Raw genomic sequence first — 17386 nt, 5'->3', positions numbered from 1 at the left:
TCGATCTACTGTGTTACACCTCACGTCTACCTGGCGACCCCCAGGAGACCGCAACGTCCCCATGAAGGGACACAGGCGTCCCAACAGCGAAAAGTGGTCAAGATTCACCCAAATGGGCTAATGACATCGTGTCCAAATGGCGCTGAGTAGTAGGTTCACTACACGGAAAGCCGTAACCAGGGGGGCTACAGGGGGTACAGCGTTGACGAGCTCTGTCGCTCTCGCGAGCAGGCGAACGGCCCGAGCTCCACGGTGACCGCGGTCAGCATCGCCGGCTGGGGCCTGGTCGGGCTCGTCGTCGCCAGCGTCCTGCGTATCACCGTCCAAGGAAGCTCGCTCCTCCCTACGGGGTGCGAGCGTCTGGCGCCGCCGGCTATGCTGGAACTGGTCACCGCGGTCCTGTTTTCGGCGCTGGCCTGGCGCATCGGCGCCGTTCCCGACGTGTTCGCCTACTCCTGGCTCGCCGCTTCCGGTGTCCTGCTCGCCGCGATCGACTGGAACTCCCGCACGCTACCCACCAAGCTGATCTGGGCCAGCGGGTGCATCCTCGCCGCGCTCTTCGGCATGGCTGCCCTGCTCAACCGTGACCCGTACCCGCTCATTCACTCCGCCGTCGGCATGGTCACGCTCCTCGCGTTCTACGGAGCGCTCTACTTCCTTCGACCTGGCCAGCTCGGCGGCGGGGATCTCCGGCTTGGGGGCATGCTGGGCCTCGCGCTGGGCTGGACTGGGTGGGCGGCCCTGCTGGCGGGAACACTGCTCGGCTGGCTCGGCGCGGCCATTACGTTGGTTGTGTTGCGCACCGCCCGGCGAATGGAACCGACCAAGGAGATCTCCCTCGGACCGTTCCTCGTCGTAGGTGCGCTCGCCGCGATCCTCATCCAGCCGACGACTTGACGTCCACGAGGCCGGTCTTCCCGGTCGGTGCGGAGTGTTGGTCTTGGCGCCCCAAGGTTCGGGCGCACACCGCGACGCACGCGTAGGGACACGTCAGGCCGCACTCGCTCTCGCGGCTATCGCCGACCTGGGGAACCAGGCTGCTCGCTTCGCGCGTGATAGCCCGCCTCCTGCGGACGTCCGACGGCGTCAGAGTGCGCGACAGCGCCTCCCACATCAGGTCCACCGGCACGTCCTGCTCGTTGGACAAGTCCTCAACGGTGGTTCCGGTAATCCACCGCCTGGCCAACGGACGCATCTCCATGGCCGCGAGTTTGATCCGCGCGGCCCGTCGTCGCGCTGCCATCCGTGCGGCGTCGGAGCGGGTCCGTTGCACCCCTGCGTCGCGTACGAGGCTCTCGACGACTCCGCGCGTACGGCCTGTGCGCTCGGCGACCTCCCGAGCGGAGAGGCCCTGTTGGTAAAGAGCGACCAGGCGCCTGGCCTCCTTGATACGGACCTTGGCCATCCTGTTGGGGCCTTGCCGCACAATGGCGTCCGCGGCATCGAGCACGTCGTAAACCACGCGCGAACCGATCTTCAGGTGCTCGGCGACCTTGGGATAGGACCAGCCTGTCGCGGTGTAGAGGTGGATGATCTGTTGCCGCAGTGGGTCAGGCACGTGCGCGCTCAGTGCCTCGCTGATGGTGCGGTTGATACCCGCCTCGGTGACTACTCGATTGATGGTGCTGGGCGGTCGCCCCACGATCTTGCTGATCTCGATGCTGGAAGTCCAGCGGGTACCAGTCCATGTCTGGTACAGCGCGATAATGCGCTTCTTCTCTCCTGTGGTCAGCCGGCGCTTCTTGCCTCGTGCGACGCCGGCTTTCTCGATGGTGTTTTCCACAGCCGTGCGAGAGCGTCCGACTTGACGAGCGATGGCCGTATTCGTTGGCCACCGTCCGTTGACCTTGGTCAGGTACAGGTCGACAATCGTCTGCTTCTCGGCGGCTGTCAGCCGTGGTGCCCGTGGAGACATGCTGTTGTTCCGTTGGTGCCTAACAACTTCGATGCTCAATAGGGCTAGCTCGCTAGCTTCACGGCAGTGGTGCTGCGCTCGGCAAGGACCTCCGAAGGCAGCTGTCCACTTTCTCGCTGGCGGCGGCTCTTACCAACCTGGGCGCAAGACCGTTTCCCAGATGCACGGACGCGGAAGGAAGTGTTGATCTCGGCAAGTTCCAACGAAAGCGTGCGGCATGAACCGCACCGAGCCAGGTGGTCACGAACCTGCTGTGCCTCCCGCATTGGCAGTCCGCGGCGGGTCCAGGCACCGAGCCGATCGATCGTAGGCTGGCAATGTGTTGCCGTTGCTCCTGGGAGATGCTCTTGTAGATATGCCTGCCGAAGTCCTTCGCGTGCCCGATAAGCCAGTGCGGACACACCATTGGCTGTCAGACCGAGTTTCGGAGCGACCTCTGCTGGTGACCTGCTTTCGATCTCGGTTAGCCAAAGTACCGTCTGCCATCGTTCAGGCAGCCGAGCAAACGCCTTCGCCGCAAGCTCCTTCTCAAGACGGGCCGACGCGGTGTCGTTGAACTGGACACTTACGAGTACTGGGTTCACCGCAGTCGTCATGTCCTCGGCCAGCTCAACCTTCCGGTCCCTCCGCGTTTTGTCGTAAGCGGTGTGACGCAAGGCCGTGAGCAGGTAGGCGCGGAACGCCGAGTCCGGGCCTCGGCCAACTTGCAGGGAACTGAGAACCTTGCTGAATGCCTCCGACACCAGGTCGTCCGCCTCGATGGCCGAACGGGCAAGCTGACGAGCAAGGTTGTACGCGGCGCCAACATGTCGTAGGTACAGCTCGCCGTAGGCCGCGATGTTCCCGCTGCGCACGGCTTTGATCAGCCACTCGTCGTCGGGGGCGATCGCCGATCGAATCGACAAGGACTGCGCTGACGCTGCATCCGTTGGCGCAGAGGGGGCTAGCCCACGCTGATTGGATGAACGTGCCAAGCTCCTGCGGCTTCGGTCACTCGCCTGAGCGTGTTCGATGCAGCCCGCAGTCATTGTGCATCCCGACGTTGAAACTCAGTACCGTCCGGGGCAGCGCCAGCGGTACCACCGGCCGCGATTGCAGCCGAAGTCCTCATCGAGTAGCTCATTGATCGCTCTCCTTGTCGAGGTGACCGGCTATCAGTCGGCATACGAGGTAGTAGTTGTCCAGCACGAATCGGCTGGAGAACGGGCGGTCTTTCAGCGCGTCAGCCAGGGCGGCGCCGTCAGGTGTCTTGGGATACTGATTTGCCCGCGCCGCGCGACGCAGCTGCAGCAGTTCCGCGAGGTGGAGTTCCAGCGGGCCGAGGTCCGGCAATGGTGCTCCGAACCACGCCTCTGCGTTGGGACGGTCGATCCATTCCCAGACGATCACGTCGCTGAGTCCTGCCGGACTCTGAACGGAGGCGAAGTGAAACAGTCGGATGAGGGCGTCTCGGGCACCGGGGACGTCTCGCTTAGCGCTTGTCACGAAGGCACCACTGAGCGGGTAAGGACTCTTGTCCAACGTTCGCACAACGCTCAGGTGCTCCGCAAAAACCAGTGCGAGGCGGTCTGCGGCCGTGATAGGCCCGGAAGGTTGCACCGAAACGCCGAGCACGCCGTGGGTGCGGCGTACGTCCTGTGCCAACACGAGCGGTGACTCGGCAGGCAGGTGCAGCACCCACCTGTCGTTGCCAAGGCGCGCATGTCGCACGACTCCTGGCTGCCACATCAAGGGGCACTCGGAGTCGGCCAGAATCAACATGCCGAGGCGACTCGTGCCGGGGAGCACCGGCATATCGGCCGGCATGAATGTTCGTTCAGGTGGGTGGCTGGCCCGGCTACTCATGGATACGCGACCCCGCAATCGTTCTGGTTCAACACGTTCGGATGTTCCGATCGGTCATGGAGGAACTGGAAAGTTGAGGGGACGACGATGTAACCGCACAGACGGCAGATGCATCGGCCTGTCCTCATTGGACGAGCCGGATGCGGTGAGGCGACTGCGACACGGCCGGACAGGTCGGGGCGCGGGCACGGCCGTGTCGCAGTCGGAGGTCAGGCCGGAGCGGAGCCGCTTCGGAGACCGGGCGATCGATCCCGCCTTCAGAGTCTCCTGACACAGTGCGTCTTCGACGCTGTGGCCTGACAGCCGACCTGGCTCTGGCTCGGGGGAGGCGTCCGGCCTGGCCCAGTCGGCGGCATGGTGGTACTTCATGCTTGTCCGCTTCGGACAAGGCGGGCTGGAACATTTGGCGAGGGAGCGATGACCTGGCCAACTCTCGCTGGAGAGCGAAAAGGTTCGGCAGTTTCCAGTCAACCGCCGTCGGCGAGATGCGCCATCGGTGGAGAGGCGCATCGATGGCAGTGGGCGGCAGGACCAGCCGTTCTCCTAGCGTAAGTTGTCGGCCCACAAGATCAGAGTCATCGAGATCGGACCGTCGTTGGCCTGCCGAAGCGAGCAGGTAGTCCGTGCCGTATGGAGCGGCGATGATCGGCCCAAGCAAGCCGGCGATGCGGAGCGAGTGGATCGCATTCCGCGACACCAGGCCGGGAACCTCGATCGCCTCGACGAAAGATCCGCAGGGTAGAAGTATTGGATACGGTGCCCTGGTCCACACTTCCAGGGCTTCTTCGGCATCCGTGATCTGGTCGTCGCAGAACCCCGAAACGGCTGTGGAGGTTAGCGGCGCAGGACGGACCGGCCAACCATGGCGGACGTAGCTGACAGCCGCTTCACGTACCTCGGTAAGCCACAGTCCGGGCATCGGGTGGGGTGCTCGGGTCATCGTTAGCTCACTCCCAATAGGACGATTCTGAGATGCGGACGGCTCGCCGGCAGTCAGGCACTCTCACTCTCGCGAGTGCCGCGCACGTCGCTGAGATTCCTCGTCGAGTTCAATCGGTCCTGTGTCGGCCTCGTTGGCCGGCCATCCGCCTTCCTCGTCGCCGGAGCCGTTCTCGACAAAGAACTCGTCTCGGGTTCTTCGTGCTGCGTCTCGTGCGCAGAGTTCGCCGTAGACGAAGGTGATCACGACGACCAGTACAACGACGACGAGCGTTTGCCAGCCGGTGATCGTCAGCGGTCCGCATTCAGCCATGACTGCGCTCCTCTTGACAGCAGCAGGCTCGCGCAATGGGTCCGCGAATGATTCGAGATGGCTTCGGCCTGCCAGGTGCGTGTGCTTCAGGTCACCGACTTTCGGAGCCTGCGATCCTGATCACGGCAATGACGAACGATTGTTGAGGCAGGTCTCGACCGGCGATCAGTGGCCTCTGCCACTGTCGTATCCCGAGCTGTTCTTCCTCTGGCGTGGGCAGCACCAACCGTTCTCCACCTTTGTGGACAGTCGCACCGAGACGGAGTAAGTCGACCGCCGTGTCATCGTTGATCGAACGTGGCGAGCCGGTAAGGAACGTCCATCGCTTCCTACCGGAGTCGATGACTACTGGCCCTCCGAACATCGCAATGTCCAGACGCTGCAACACATTCGCCCCGATCGGCGCGGGAGTTGTGACAGCCCCAACGAGGCTGCCGACGTTGAGAAAGATGCACCGGGACGGGAAGTCGAGAGCGACCGGGAACCCGTGGTCGTTGTAGTACTCGCTGCAACGCTGTTGCGTGGGACCAAATGTTGGGCCGTGGGCACCGAGCTGGTCGAGATCGTCAAGCGTAGCGACAGCCACTGCTGATCATCTCCTTTGTGGATACCTGGGAGTGTTCAGCGCGAACCACGCACGCGAGGCTACGGTCGTCCCCTTCACGGCCGCGTGACTGGATTTCCAGTGGCCGATGGTCAGAGCCCGAGGATCAGGCTGGGGGCCGGTTGATGCATGTGGGGGTGCGGAACACTCGATCTGAGGTTTCAGGAACCGCGACCGGCAGACGCAGTCCGTCGTGATCGAACAGGAGCACCTCCGTTCGTATGGTGAGAAGTGCGGGCGTGGCGTCCAGTCGGAAGGTCGGTTGAAGGCCGACGGACAGGTGACGGCGACGGCCGGAGCGATCGTTCGTGCTGTGGTACCTCGGCGGGGAGGCCGCTGTCGGGGGTAGCGGCCTCCCCGCCGAGGGGCTCGTTGACGTGCCCGGCCACGATGCGCGCCAACACCTTGGCGCGCGCAGCTTGGCACCGGCGGTCGCGCCGGCTGTCGAGCCACTTGCATGTGGCCCACGCCAGCCAACCCAGGCCGACAAGAACCATTGCGAGGGCCAGCGCCGCTACGAGCACGTAGATCAGCCACTGCGGCATGCGGACCCCTCTCCTTCGTGGCGGTCGACGGACGGTGTACCGTGTCCGGTCATCTAAAGTCAGATTATCGGAACCCTCTCCGACGCTACTCCGATAATCGGAATTTAGATATGCACCCAAACGGGTGGTTCTGCTTGAGTACGCTGTGTGACCAGCGAGGATGGAACGAGCTCACCGTCCGCTCGGGAAGGGCACCGCATGGCCAAGGTCACGCCGACCGCGAAGAAGCTCCTGCTCGGCAAGGAGATCGAGCACCTGCGCGAGCTCGCAGGCTTGTCGCAGGAGGAAGCGGCAGCGCTGATCGAGAAGGGGCAGAGCAAGATCGCCGCCCTGGAAGCAGGGCAGGCCAGCATCACCCCTGGCGACCTGCTCCTCTTGCTCGACGGCCTCGGCGTGACTGAACAGTGGCACAAGGACGTGCTGCTGGAGCTGCGTCGGAACAACCACCAGCGCGGCAAGTGGACCGGCATCCGCAGCCACTGCAGCGAGCAGTTCCGAACGATGGTGGGCCTGGAGGAGCACTGCGACCTCATCCGCACCGTGGAATGCGAGGTGCCTCCGGGTCTGCTGCAGTGCGAGGCGTTCATCCGCGCGCTCTACAAGCACGCTCACGCTGGCACGGACCTGGACGCTCGCGTTCAAGCGCGGCTGGCGCGGCAAGCGATCTACAAGAAGTCCGACCCACCCGAGGTGGCGTTCGTCATCTCGGAGTCCTCGGTCCGCCGGGAGTACGGACCGCCGGAGGTCATGCGCGAGCAGGTCGAGTACATGATCGAGATGTCGAAGCTGCCTAACGTGCGCCTTCAGCTGCTGCCGTTCAAGACACGCGTGCAGAGTGCCTCGATCGGCAACCGCTTCGTCCTGCTGCGGATCCCTTCGCCGGGAGTCGCAGGCCCACTGGAGTTCGCGTACACCGAGAACGAGGGCGAGCTGCGCTATCTCGACGACAAGACGGCTGTGGCTGCTCACGACAGGGCGTGGTCTCGCCTCACCGGCGCCGCTCTGAGCTTCGAGGCGACCCGGAAGTTCCTGCGTCAGGTGGCCAACGAGTACAACTGAAGCACCACCACCGGCTTTTCAGTCAAGGAGCGCCTCGATGGCCAACAACACCCCACCGGACTTTGCCCCTCACGAGTTCAGCAAGTCCAGCTTCAGCGGCGAGAACGGCAACAACTGCGTGATGGTTGCGCAGCGTGACGGTTGGGCTGCGATCTTGGACAGCAAGGCCGGCCTCGACGGTCCTCGGCTCGTCTTCACGGCTGACGAGTTCGACGCCTTCAAGGCTGGCCTGAGCGCCTCGTTCGACGCCCCGAACTGCTGATGCAGGAGGTGCTTCGATCTTCGATGCTGCCTGGCTCCCACCGCGGCCTCGCGGAGTAGAGCGGTGGCGTGCGGTTGCGCGGTCGAGGCCCAGCGGCTCGTGCCGGCGAGCCGCTTCCTTCCCGTATCGGCAGGCAGTCGGTGGTCTATGCAGGTTCGGTCGGCCCCGGCTGCGCGGGGATCCGACTGGTTGCCAGGTGTACCTGATCCCGGCCGTTGTTCTTGGCCTTGTACAGAACCGAGTCAGCAGCCTGGAGGAGCTCTTCGAGCGTGCCGATCTCCGCGCTGGGGTACATGGCAGCGCCGATGGAGACCGTCAGGTCGTTGATCGTGACCGCCTCTCCCTCCTCGGTCCTCGCTGGGATGACCAGGCCATGGATGCGGCGGCGGATACGTTCGGAGATCCCTCTGACGTTCTCGGCGTCGACCTCGGGCAGAAGGACGATGAACTCCTCGCCGCCGAACCTGCCGGCGGTGTCGTAGTCACGGGTTTCGGCCGCGAGTTCCTGCGCCACTGCCCGGAGCACCTGATCACCAACGATGTGGCCGTAGGTGTCGTTGATGACCTTGAAGTGATCGAGGTCGAGCATGAGGACTGCCATGCCCGTCCCTCGAACCTCGGCGCGCTCCAGTGCGCGTTGGGCCATCTGGTGCCACCACTCCGGGGAGTACAAGCCGGTCTTCGCGTCAGTACGGGCGGCCCGCCGGAACTGGGCAAGAAGAACCCCGCGATGCATCGCCACCAATGCGATCACCACTCCGGCGAGAACCACGGAGTCGCGGACCACCAGGGCGGCGGCAACCAGGCCCAGGCCGAATGCCCCGGCCTCAAGCCAGTGCTCGCTGAAGTTCTCGAACAGCTGAGAAGGCTTGATCTTCGGCGACGAGATCAGGATCGCCGCGAGAACCAGCGCACAGTTGATCATCCACCGGAGTGCTGCGGCGCCCGCCACGACGGCGAGGTCGACCAGGCCGGTCGGCAGCGAGTTTTGGGGAACTCCTGGATACTGGCTCATGCCAAGGGCGAGTACCGCAACCGCGGCCTGCGTGCCGCACAGCACCGTCGAGCACGAGAACGTCCAGCGATACAGCGGAACCGGGCGTTGGCGCGGCCAGACCCGGAGCCACGCGACCGCGTAGGTCAGCACCACCATCCCGGTCGCGAGGATCGGCGGGCAGATCAGCACCGCGGCGAAGGACCAGACCGACTTCGTATCCAGGTACGGGCCTGTGCCGGCGACGAACTCGCGTTGTCGCTCGATCGAGCGGGTCAGCTCGATGTACACCAGGGCGGCAACGGCCAAGAAGGCGAAGTGCATCAAGTCGGCGCGAGTGACCGGCTGAAGGAACGCCGTTGCAGTCGACGCGCCAACCGCAACGGCCCCGACGACCAGTACATAGACAACAACGTGCCGCGGAGCCTGCCACAGGCTCCAGTCAGCGACTCCCCTTCATGGTGTCTTCAGCGTCCGCACCAGCCTTCACCTGCACAAACAGTGCAGCTTTCGCCCGATCTTGGCCAATTCGATCCCACCGTAACCGAATCTGTACCCTGCGTGGGCCCGATGACCAGGGACGATGGTCGAATAGCCGGAATGCACCCGGATAGACCAGCGAGTGAGTTCGCATCCTTGTCGGGGAGGAGGTGAACCGCTGTGCGCGACGTGAACTGGTGACGCAACCCGCCTCGTCCGCCGCAGCCCGCGTGACCTGCGGCGTTGACCAACGACTCACGTAGATGAATGTCCCGTTGATCGCGTCGGGCGTACACCGCTCGCGCACTTCGAGCTGCACCAGGAGGTGAACCACCATGCGCGATGACGTCAACTGGACCCGTTGAGCCACTGTCGGTGATCGACCCTAAGCCAACTAGGTCAACGATCCGCTCAATCATGTCCCCGATCGGCCGCATGCGTCAGCCGCTCATGCTCTCGTCGGTCTCGCCTCGCGGAGCCCGTTGAGGCGAGACCGCGCGAGACCACGACAAGGTGGCGGCGCATGCCGCAACAACGCCGCCGAGAGCTGCGAGCGCGATCACCTTCGACGGTTCGAGCACCTGAGCCAGCAAGCCGGCCATCACGATGGCGATGCCTTGGGATGCACGCAGGGCGGCGACGGCAAGCCCCACAGCCTGGGCTCGGGCATGCTCAGGAGCGGCTTGCACATAGGCCGAATTGGTGATCATGTCGTGTGCGCTGGCAGCGCCGCTGACCGCCCACAACACGACGGTGAGGCCCAGGCCCGGCGCCCACCAGGTGGGCACCAGGAGTGCGCAGGTGATGACCGCCAGCGGGCCCAACAGAGCAAGCCGCCGTTCCGGCTGTATGCGCTTCAGCAGCAGCATGCCGATCACCGTGCCGAGGGGGTTGGCAGCCAACAACCACCCGGCGCCCAGCGTGCCGGCGCCGATCTCAGCCGAGTACGGCACAGCCAGGCCCTCGGCGACAACATAGAAGCCCGAGAGACACGCAATTCCGAGCAGAACCCGGAGCCGACGATCATGCGCGACGAGCCGCACGCCAGCGGCTATTGACCGGCTATGAGGCAATCGACGCTCCGCGTCAGATCGAGCTACAGGTCGGTGTGGTCCGACGCCGAGCCTGATCACCAGGGCGGACACGACGAACGTCGCCGAATCCACCAGGAGCGCGCCAGTCGTGCCGAGGCCGGTCACCACTGCGGCACCCGCACCGAAACCCAGCACGAGTGCGAACTGGTAGGTCATGCTGATCAGCCCGATCCCGACCGTCAGCTGATCACCGCGCAGGATGTCGGGAAGGGCTGCCGTGCGCGCCGCCCCGAACGGCACCGCGAGCAGTTGGACCCCGATCAACAGGGCGATCTGACTGATGAGCGACAGCCCTGGAATGACCATCGCTCCGACGAGCGCGGCCCGCGCGAGGTCCGCGGTGACCATCACCGCCCTCCGCGAGTAGCGGTCAGCGACCACCGACAATGCGGCCCCGCCGATCAGGTCGGGAACGAAGGTCACCGCGTAGGTGAGTGCTGCCCAACCCGCAGAGCGGGTTCGGTCGAAAACTAGAACCGTGAGCGCGACTCGGGCGAGCTGGTCACCCGCCACGGACAGGACGTGTGCAGCCCAGAGTGCCCGGAACTCAGAGTTGCCGAACACGTCCCGATAGGTCGCTGGCTGCGTCATGCCCATCAGAGTCTCCACGCGAAGAGTTCACGGCAAGCTGGCTGGGCACGTTGATTGCTGTCGACCTAACGGGGCCGGAAGCGTGCTCCGACCTGGCTTTGCGCCCGCACAACCCAATCCTTCGGAAGAGGCCGGCGAGCCACATCCACCAGCGAGGCTGCTGCGGCTTCGGTCCAGGTTCGGCGGCAGGCTCGGGAATCTGGGCCGCGAGCTTGGCCGCGCGGGCAGCGGTCCTGGTCGCATCCGCGCGTCGGATCGTCATGGGGCGCTGTTCGGCCCGCGGTACATGAAGATCACTGGGAGGTGGATGCTCAGTGGTCGGCGCATCGGGGTGTTCCGGATGGACGAGCCTCAGCATGGCTTTGAGCGTTAGGTCGACATTTCCCTGATAGAACCAGACAATCGTCTCAGGAGAAAAGATATCGACCTCGCCACGCCTGGGTACGCGAGCCGCGGTAACACGGTTCTCGCCACGAATGTTGACGATGTCGACGTAGTCCTCCCACTCGTATGCTCCGACGATTATGGTCGGCTGGCTGCGACCTCCACAGAAGTAGAGACTGAAGCCGTCCCTGGCGAACTCCCAGAGCAGTTCCTCCGTGTCCGCGGATTCCAGCAGTTTCTTGCCCATGCGCCTAGCCGTCCCAGTCCGAGATGGATGACCGGCGGAGGCGGGAAGCCGGGGGGCTAACTTCCCGTCTCCGCCAGCCTCCGACTACGTCCGGCGGTGCTGTCGGGGTTGACGCCGTCGTGTGCCGGAGGATCTCGCTGCCGAACGTGAGCGGAGTCGATGTGGCCGTTGGCACAGGGAGGAGGGTCATGAGGCTTTCCGGGCTGTAGTTGTCGCGATACCTGCAGCCTGCGCCACAAGTGCAAGATCAGCTATCCCAGGAGCCAGCCGTGTTGCTGGACAAGTCGACCATGCGCTGGACAAAATCTGGACACGGGTCGCCTGATCAGGCTAGATCGTCTTGATACCGACGCCTCCGTAGCACAGCGAGCGGCGAGGATCGGCGATCTCCCGGAAGTCAGGGCGCCACAGTGGGAGGAGGACCACGCCAGGCGACACAAGGTCGAACCCGGCGAAGAACTCGACGATCTGCTCTCGTGTGCGAGCGGTGACCGGGCTCTTGGTGTCCTTGTACAGCTCAACCGCTCGCGCGAGATCGTCCGGGTAGTCGTCGTCCGTCGCGTGAGATATGACCAAGGCGCTGTCCGGGCAGAGCGCATCGCGGTAGGCAGCGACGATGTCCGCAGGGCCCTCCTCATCTCCCAAGAAGTGCAGGGCGGCGCACATGAGAACCGCGGTCGGTTCACGGAAGTCGATCAGCCGCAAGGTCTCGTCGTGCCCGAGCACCGTGGTCGGCTGGCGTAGATCGGCCAGGATGGTCGTCGCGTTCCCGTTGTGTTGGAGCATCAGTTCGCCGTGAGCCACGGCCACCGGGTCGTTGTCGACATATACGACGGTGCAATCAGGGTTCTCGTGCTGCGCGACCTCGTGCACGTTGCCGACCGTGGGGACTCCCGAGCCAAGGTCGAGGAACTGCAGGATGCCGGCCTCGTTGACGAGGTAACGCACAGCCCGGCGGAGAAATGATCGATTGATCCGGGCGATGTCCTTGGCGGGGATGACTTCCAACACTTTGTCGGCTAGCTGTCGATCTGCTGCGAAGTTGTGTCCACCGCCGAGGAAGTAGTCATACATTCGAGCCGCGCTCGGGTGCTCAGTGTCCACTCCTGCCGGAACCCAGGTCTCATCATCGTTCATGGCGCCCGCTCCGCGCTGCTCCATCACTTGGACGACCTGAAGCCGTCGAACCGCTCATTGAGGATTGCTCCACGAGTCGAGCATGCTGCGACGTAGCAAGATCAGCTAGCCCATCCGTGGGCCGACTTTGTGGACATGGCCTGGACACGTTCACAGACGTGAACGGGCGGTGGTGGCCTTCGGGCGTCCACGCAGGCTGTCTTCAGTCGGCGCCCGGATCGAGGGCTGGGCGCTCCTCCTGGTCGAACTCGCCGGCGAGGATTCCACGAGTGAACGCGTCCCATTCGGCCGGCGTGAAGACCAGCACTGGACCTGCTGGATCCGCCGAGCTGCGCATCACCGTGTACACGACGCCGTCGGCGTGCTTTACGAACGCAACCTCGACGTGCCGATCGCGCCGACGGTCGGCGTCGTATCGCTGCCACTCGGCGGACGTCAGGTCAAGTTCTGCCCGGACCTCGGCCTTGTCGTCGTAGATCGGCACACTATCTTCCACGAGGCCCATCGTGCCCGTCCCGGTCGGGTCGCCGGGACACGCGCCCAGGATTCCGTGCAGGTGATTACAGAGAGTGTTATTCGACCGCGAAGGGTAATCATCCACGCCCTGCTGACGAGGACTGGGCTAAGGCGTCACAGCGAGCTCGGTCCGCTCGATCACCTGGGGCACACTGGTCAGCGCAGACAGTTACGCGTCTGGTGACGAGGGAGCAGCTGGAATGCAACAGGTGGAGTTGACGTCTATCGACGGCCTGCGGCTCGACGCCGCGTGGCATCCCGCCCGAGCACAAGGGCACCGAGGTGTGGTGGTCCAAGCCCATGGGATCAACGCCAATATGACCGAAGGCGGGATGTTCGTTCGTCTTGCCGAGCGGCTGGCAGAAGCGGACTTCAACGTGTTGCGGTTCTCGTTCCGGGGACACGGTGACAGCCACGGAACACAACGGGGTATGACGATCGCGGGCGAGATGCTCGACCTGCAGGCCGCCGTCGAGCACATGGTCGGCCGTTTCCCAGGTCCGTTGGCGATTGTGGCATCGAGCTTTGGCGCGGTATCCACGTCGATGTCCCTTCCGTGGCTCGGCGACCGTCTCGGTCGGCTCGCTCTCTGGAACCCCGTGCTGGATCTACAACGCACCTTCGTCACCCCAGAACTGCCGTGGGGTAAGGAAAACTTCAACGTGGAACAGCAGAAGCTGTTGGCCACACAGGGTTTTCTGATGCTGGATGGTGAGTTTGAGGTTGGCAGGGTCCTTTTCGAGGAGTTCCATCACTACGAGCCGCTGAAGTACCTCACGGCGAGCGCGGTCCCCGCTCTTGTGGTGCACGGTGACCAGGACACCGCGGTCTCGTACGAGATCGCACAGCAGGCGGCTGCTGTCAAGCCGAACACCGAGTTCCACACGGTTCGCGGTTCAGACCACGGGTTCGACACGCGGGAACGAGAGGACGAGGCCGTCGCGGTCACGGTGGAATGGCTGATCAACGACCGGGAGTCGGCGTGAACAGCACCTCCCTCTACGCACCCGTGAGTCTCGACAGCAGCAGCATCGTGGGTGAGCACTGCGTCCTGGGCTATCCCAAGGAGGCGCGCCTGCGAGCCGAGCAGCAGAACCCTGGCTCTTCTCTGATTGGTGACCAGGTCACGGTCGGACCGAAGTGCTTGCTGGCCAACCATGTCGTGATCTACGAAGGTGTTCAGATCGGCGCGGATTGCGTGATCGAGGACCGCGTGCGAATCGGGTACAACAGCGTGATCGGCGATCGAACCCGCATCGTCTATGGAGCGTACGTATGTGATCGAGTCGCGATCGGCGTCGACGCGACTGTGGCGGGATTCATCTGTGACGGCACGACTATCGGCGATCGATCCACTGTGATGGGCGAACTGGTGCACGAGTACACCCGCCCCCATGAAGGGTGGTGGGACGTTGATGAGGAACCGCCGGTGATCGAGGCCGACTCGGTGGTCGGCTACGGAGCACGGGTGGTGGGCGGAGTCCGCATCGGCCCGCGCAGCTATGTCGCAGCAGGCGCCGTAGTAACCAAGGACGTGCCGCCTGAGTGCGTTGTGACCGGCGTCAACGTCCAGACCCCGGCTGAGGAATGGAAGGGGCGTCGACTGCAGAACCTGATTGGGCACTGGCAGTCGTTGTCGAAGGCCCGCCTGCCGTGAGGAACGACGTCACGGATCTCGCGCAGGACACCAAGGCCGGGTCAGTAGCAGAGCTTCGTGATCTCGATTGGCCGGCCTGCCTGAACGCTCGCGATTTGGGTGGTCTGCCGACCGCGGTGGCTGGCCGCGTCCGCGAGCAAGCACTGATCCGTTCCGACCGGCTCTCGCGTCTTACCGACGACGGCGTCGAAGCTGTTCGGCGGCTCCGCCCCAGCCGGATCATCGACTTGCGTACCTCCACCCAATGCGAACGGGAGCCTAGCCCGTTCGCTGCCGCCGACATGTACTGCCACATGCCACTGTCGATGCCCCTTGACCCTCCTAATCGCCAGGCCCGCTTGATCGACCGCTACAGGTCCAAGTTGGACCTCTACCCCCACAGGTTCGCGCAAGCTGTAGCAGCTGTGGCAGATGCACCGCCGGGCCCGGTTGTAGTGCACTGCCAGGCTGGCAAGGATCGCACCGGGCTTGTGATCGCGCTGGTTCTCAAAGCCGTTGGTGTTCCCGACGACGCCGTCGCAGTCGACTACGCCGTTAGCTCTGCACGACTCGGCGCCTACTACACAGCGAAGCGAGCCGACATCGAGGATCCAGAGCTGCTGGAGCTCGTTCGTGAGCTCCACAGTGCCCGTGCAGACACGATGGCTTGCACGCTGACCTACCTGCGCGACGAGTTCGGCGGCGTCGAGCCTTATCTGCGCCGCGGGGGCCTCGTCGAACGCCAGCTGGAAGCACTTCAAGAGCGGCTGGTCGTGCGGTCACCGCCTTCGAGTACGAAGGCTCACGTCTAGCTACGGCTCGACGAAATCAGAGTCCTCTGTGTCACTGCCGGCTTCGTCCTTGGGACGCTGATGAACCAGTGGTGGATCAAAGGCCAATGCCTTGAGCTGCTTGGGGAAACGCGCCCGTACGTCGGGACGCGGATGGTCGATGTAGAGGGAGGGCAGGAACTCGTCGATCGGCACGATCGCGTGCTCCAAGTTCGTTGCAAGCAGGATGTCGAGCGCGGATCGGGTAAGCAGATAGCCGAAGGTGCAGTGGCTGTAGGCGGGCGACACGAAACCGGCGGTTACTGGCTGATCTTCTTCAGGCTCAAGGGGAAAACGTCCTAGATAGAGCAAGTCGAATGGGTTGCGGGAGACGACGCGATGTAGTCCGACGAGCAGGTCCTCAAGGAATGTGGATCTGACGATCGCATCGTCTTCGAGGATGACGATGAACTTCTCGTCGCCGGTCTCGGCAGCATGCCGCCAGCAGGCTAGATGTGCCAGCGTGCAGCCGATCTCGCCGTACTTCAGGGGCCTGCTCCACCACGGATTGTCGGACTCGATCTTCCACGGAAAGAGCTTGTAGCCGGCGGATTCCAGCTGATTCCGGGTCAGTTCGTGGCCATCGAAGGATCCGGTCCAGTCCGATGTGAAGGTGACCGGCAAGTCGGGCGGCAGAGTTTTGGTCATCCACGTACGCCGATCTGGGCGCCGAGGCAGATTGATCACGTACGTGCGGAGGTCAGCGGGCGTGATCAATGCGACGGATTCCTCTCCCGGTCCGATCGTCGAGGTAGCGATCGGAGTTGTCGACGACCGCGGTAAACGGTTCGTTGTGTCGGCGAGCAAGCAGGAGCAGCGGGTTGACCATGGTCAGGTCCGTGACGTCGGTGATACCGCCGATCCGCCTGGCCTCGGTCACCAGGACGAAGTCAGCGTCGCCAACTTGCTCGGCGACGTAACGCACGCTCCGCGCGCCGCGCTCGGCTTCGAGCAGACAGCGAGCAGAACCCAGCACACCGAGGGTCAAACACCCACCGAGCAAGAAGACCGTAGTGCCCTGCGCGAGTGTGAGGCGGGTGAACACAGCGAGGTCTTCGAGAAGTTCCTGACGCTGAGTCCACCGTGGCCCCAGAGTCAGCCCGCCCAGACCAGGAACAACCAGGGGGTCGTCCTCGCCAAGCGGGTGAGGTTCGAAGTAGAACGGCAACTGGGGCAGGAACTCCCGGTACTTCGCGTTCCACGGCGGGCCGCCGACGACCACCAGGACATCAGCCTGGGTGTCGTAATACTCAGATGGCGCGAAATCTCGGATCGTCACCGTTGGAGCCAACTGCGCGAACCGCGTCCGCAGGTAGATGAGCGTGTCCAGGTCAGCGAACTTGGCGTACCGGAGGTAGTTCCGGTCGGCTGGCGAGGCGTACTCGGGGAGTTCGTTCTCTGGGATCTCCGAGCACACGATGTCGACCCGAGACCCGTTCGACAGCCGCCAGAAGGCACGAAGGTCGTCCTCCCAGTGCGCAGCGTGGCCGGCCTTGGGTTGAATGTGGTCAGGAACCACGCCGTTGCGAGAGGGCAACATCTGGGGTTGCACCGACACACCGTTATTACTCAAGAGTAGGTAAGCGAGAGTGTCCAGAGCCCGGTCGGCGTGACGACGTACGGTCTTCGCCGCGCACTTCCGCAGCCGCGCCAGCGACTCCTGCCGCTCGGTCAGCGTGGGGTACCGATGCTCGGCGACCAAGTTGAAGTCCACCTCGACGTACAACCGCTCGTCGTCAGCAAGGCCCTCGATCGCCCGACGAAGCACCGCCACGAGCTGGTTCACTTCCTCGACTGAACCAGGCTCGCGGACCGCATCGTTGACGAGATATGCCCGAACGGGGTCAGTGAGCGCGGTGAGCAACGCCGTTGGTCGCGCCAGACCATGACCTTGGCGCAAGCGCTTGAGGCCGTCTTTGACCTCTTCGACGGAGAGTGAGGAGCTGGACACCCTGTCCAGCATATGTCCAGCTCCCCGGCCAGTGACCAGCAACA

General features: G+C 64.0%; 17 protein-coding genes and 1 pseudogene. 6 read left to right on the top strand and 12 right to left on the bottom strand.

Annotated elements, in window-relative coordinates; all coding sequences use genetic code 11:
* The first annotated feature begins 252 nt into the window (after positions 1-252).
* Entirely contained in the window at positions 253-897 is a 645-nt protein-coding gene (locus QP939_RS04100) for a prepilin peptidase (RefSeq protein WP_285455181.1), read from the top strand.
* Here the strand turns inward: QP939_RS04100 and QP939_RS04095 are convergent.
* From QP939_RS04095 to QP939_RS04075, 5 genes and pseudogenes are all read right to left on the bottom strand, one after another.
* The gene (locus QP939_RS04095; protein WP_285455180.1) at positions 878-1915 is read right to left on the bottom strand and encodes a helix-turn-helix domain-containing protein; all 1038 of its coding nucleotides are present in this window, start codon (positions 1913-1915) and stop codon (positions 878-880) included. The two genes, QP939_RS04100 and QP939_RS04095, sit on opposite strands and share 20 nt — an antisense overlap.
* Positions 1916-2085: 170 nt before the next feature.
* A pseudogene (locus QP939_RS04090) lies at positions 2086-2820 on the bottom strand (sigma-70 family RNA polymerase sigma factor); the annotation flags it as partial.
* 214 nt (positions 2821-3034) lie between these two features.
* Positions 3035-3721, bottom strand: a complete 687-nt coding sequence (locus tag QP939_RS04085) for a hypothetical protein (protein WP_285455179.1) — start codon at positions 3719-3721, stop codon at positions 3035-3037.
* A gap of 1042 nt (positions 3722-4763) precedes the next feature.
* Positions 4764-5012 (bottom strand): hypothetical protein, encoded by a 249-nt coding sequence (locus QP939_RS04080; protein WP_285455178.1) that lies wholly within the window; start codon positions 5010-5012, stop codon positions 4764-4766.
* 91 nt (positions 5013-5103) lie between these two features.
* A complete protein-coding gene (locus tag QP939_RS04075) occupies positions 5104-5598 on the bottom strand; it encodes a hypothetical protein (RefSeq protein WP_285455177.1) in 495 nt (164 codons plus the stop codon).
* A gap of 761 nt (positions 5599-6359) precedes the next feature.
* Between QP939_RS04075 and QP939_RS04070 the strand changes: the two genes are divergently transcribed.
* Together QP939_RS04070 and QP939_RS04065 are read left to right on the top strand one after the other, a co-directional pair.
* Positions 6360-7220 (top strand): helix-turn-helix domain-containing protein, encoded by an 861-nt coding sequence (locus tag QP939_RS04070; protein WP_285455175.1) that lies wholly within the window; start codon positions 6360-6362, stop codon positions 7218-7220.
* A gap of 37 nt (positions 7221-7257) precedes the next feature.
* Positions 7258-7482: a DUF397 domain-containing protein gene (locus tag QP939_RS04065; protein ID WP_285455174.1), complete on the top strand. Its 225-nt coding sequence runs from the start codon at positions 7258-7260 to the stop codon at positions 7480-7482.
* A 145-nt stretch (positions 7483-7627) separates the two neighbouring features.
* Here QP939_RS04065 and QP939_RS04060 read toward each other — a convergent pair whose 3' ends face one another.
* The 5 genes from QP939_RS04060 to QP939_RS04040 all read right to left on the bottom strand — a co-directional run bounded on the left by QP939_RS04060 (position 7628) and on the right by QP939_RS04040 (position 12893).
* Complete coding sequence (locus QP939_RS04060) at positions 7628-8800, bottom strand: GGDEF domain-containing protein (protein ID WP_285455173.1); 1173 nt, start codon at positions 8798-8800, stop codon at positions 7628-7630.
* 596 nt (positions 8801-9396) lie between these two features.
* Positions 9397-10641 carry an MFS transporter gene (locus QP939_RS04055; RefSeq protein WP_285459638.1) on the bottom strand — a complete coding sequence of 415 codons (1245 nt, stop codon included), beginning with the start codon at positions 10639-10641 and terminating at the stop codon, positions 9397-9399.
* The gene (locus QP939_RS04050) at positions 10598-11272 is read right to left on the bottom strand and encodes a hypothetical protein (protein WP_285455171.1); all 675 of its coding nucleotides are present in this window, start codon (positions 11270-11272) and stop codon (positions 10598-10600) included. The genes QP939_RS04055 and QP939_RS04050 overlap by 44 nt, the downstream gene beginning before the upstream one ends.
* Before the next feature lie 330 nt (positions 11273-11602).
* Positions 11603-12433 (bottom strand): SAM-dependent methyltransferase, encoded by an 831-nt coding sequence (locus QP939_RS04045; protein ID WP_285459637.1) that lies wholly within the window; start codon positions 12431-12433, stop codon positions 11603-11605.
* Positions 12434-12611: 178 nt separating this feature from the next.
* Positions 12612-12893, bottom strand: coding sequence for a DUF397 domain-containing protein (locus QP939_RS04040; protein WP_352250284.1), 282 nt, complete (start codon positions 12891-12893; stop codon positions 12612-12614).
* Between the two features lie 232 nt (positions 12894-13125).
* Between QP939_RS04040 and QP939_RS04035 the strand changes: the two genes are divergently transcribed.
* The 3 genes from QP939_RS04035 to QP939_RS04025 are packed head-to-tail and all read left to right on the top strand — an operon-like array spanning position 13126 to position 15373.
* Entirely contained in the window at positions 13126-13911 is a 786-nt protein-coding gene (locus tag QP939_RS04035; RefSeq protein ID WP_285455169.1) for an alpha/beta hydrolase, read from the top strand.
* A complete protein-coding gene (locus QP939_RS04030) occupies positions 13908-14582 on the top strand; it encodes a DapH/DapD/GlmU-related protein (protein WP_285455168.1) in 675 nt (224 codons plus the stop codon). The genes QP939_RS04035 and QP939_RS04030 overlap by 4 nt, the downstream gene beginning before the upstream one ends.
* Positions 14579-15373, top strand: a complete 795-nt coding sequence (locus QP939_RS04025) for a tyrosine-protein phosphatase (RefSeq protein ID WP_285455165.1) — start codon at positions 14579-14581, stop codon at positions 15371-15373. The genes QP939_RS04030 and QP939_RS04025 overlap by 4 nt, the downstream gene beginning before the upstream one ends.
* Here the strand turns inward: QP939_RS04025 and QP939_RS04020 are convergent, their stop codons facing one another.
* Both QP939_RS04020 and QP939_RS04015 read right to left on the bottom strand, forming a co-directional pair.
* Positions 15374-16078 carry a glycosyltransferase family 25 protein gene (locus QP939_RS04020; RefSeq protein WP_285459635.1) on the bottom strand — a complete coding sequence of 235 codons (705 nt, stop codon included), beginning with the start codon at positions 16076-16078 and terminating at the stop codon, positions 15374-15376. It lies immediately after the preceding gene.
* A 13-nt stretch (positions 16079-16091) separates the two neighbouring features.
* Entirely contained in the window at positions 16092-17342 is a 1251-nt protein-coding gene (locus tag QP939_RS04015) for a hypothetical protein (RefSeq protein WP_285455163.1), read from the bottom strand.
* Positions 17343-17386 lie beyond the last annotated feature (44 nt).

Source organism: Amycolatopsis nalaikhensis (assembly GCF_030264295.1).
GTDB classification, from domain to species: domain Bacteria; phylum Actinomycetota; class Actinomycetes; order Mycobacteriales; family Pseudonocardiaceae; genus Amycolatopsis; species Amycolatopsis nalaikhensis.
The sequence above is the reverse complement of the archived record's forward strand: the minus strand, read 5'-3'. Positions and strand labels throughout refer to the sequence as shown.

Excerpts from the sequence above, each read along its gene's own strand:
- QP939_RS04095 (WP_285455180.1), bottom strand. The coding sequence starts at position 1,915 with ATGTCTCCACGGGCACCACGGCTGACAGCCGCCGAGAAGCAGACGATT.
- QP939_RS04085 (WP_285455179.1), bottom strand. The coding sequence starts at position 3,721 with ATGCCGGCCGATATGCCGGTGCTCCCCGGCACGAGTCGCCTCGGCATG.
- QP939_RS04080 (WP_285455178.1), bottom strand. The coding sequence starts at position 5,012 with ATGGCTGAATGCGGACCGCTGACGATCACCGGCTGGCAAACGCTCGTC.
- QP939_RS04070 (WP_285455175.1), top strand. The coding sequence starts at position 6,360 with ATGGCCAAGGTCACGCCGACCGCGAAGAAGCTCCTGCTCGGCAAGGAG.
- QP939_RS04065 (WP_285455174.1), top strand. The coding sequence starts at position 7,258 with ATGGCCAACAACACCCCACCGGACTTTGCCCCTCACGAGTTCAGCAAG.
- QP939_RS04060 (WP_285455173.1), bottom strand. The coding sequence starts at position 8,800 with ATGCACTTCGCCTTCTTGGCCGTTGCCGCCCTGGTGTACATCGAGCTG.
- QP939_RS04055 (WP_285459638.1), bottom strand. The coding sequence starts at position 10,641 with ATGACGCAGCCAGCGACCTATCGGGACGTGTTCGGCAACTCTGAGTTC.
- QP939_RS04050 (WP_285455171.1), bottom strand. The coding sequence starts at position 11,272 with ATGGGCAAGAAACTGCTGGAATCCGCGGACACGGAGGAACTGCTCTGG.
- QP939_RS04045 (WP_285459637.1), bottom strand. The coding sequence starts at position 12,433 with ATGGAGCAGCGCGGAGCGGGCGCCATGAACGATGATGAGACCTGGGTT.
- QP939_RS04035 (WP_285455169.1), top strand. The coding sequence starts at position 13,126 with ATGCAACAGGTGGAGTTGACGTCTATCGACGGCCTGCGGCTCGACGCC.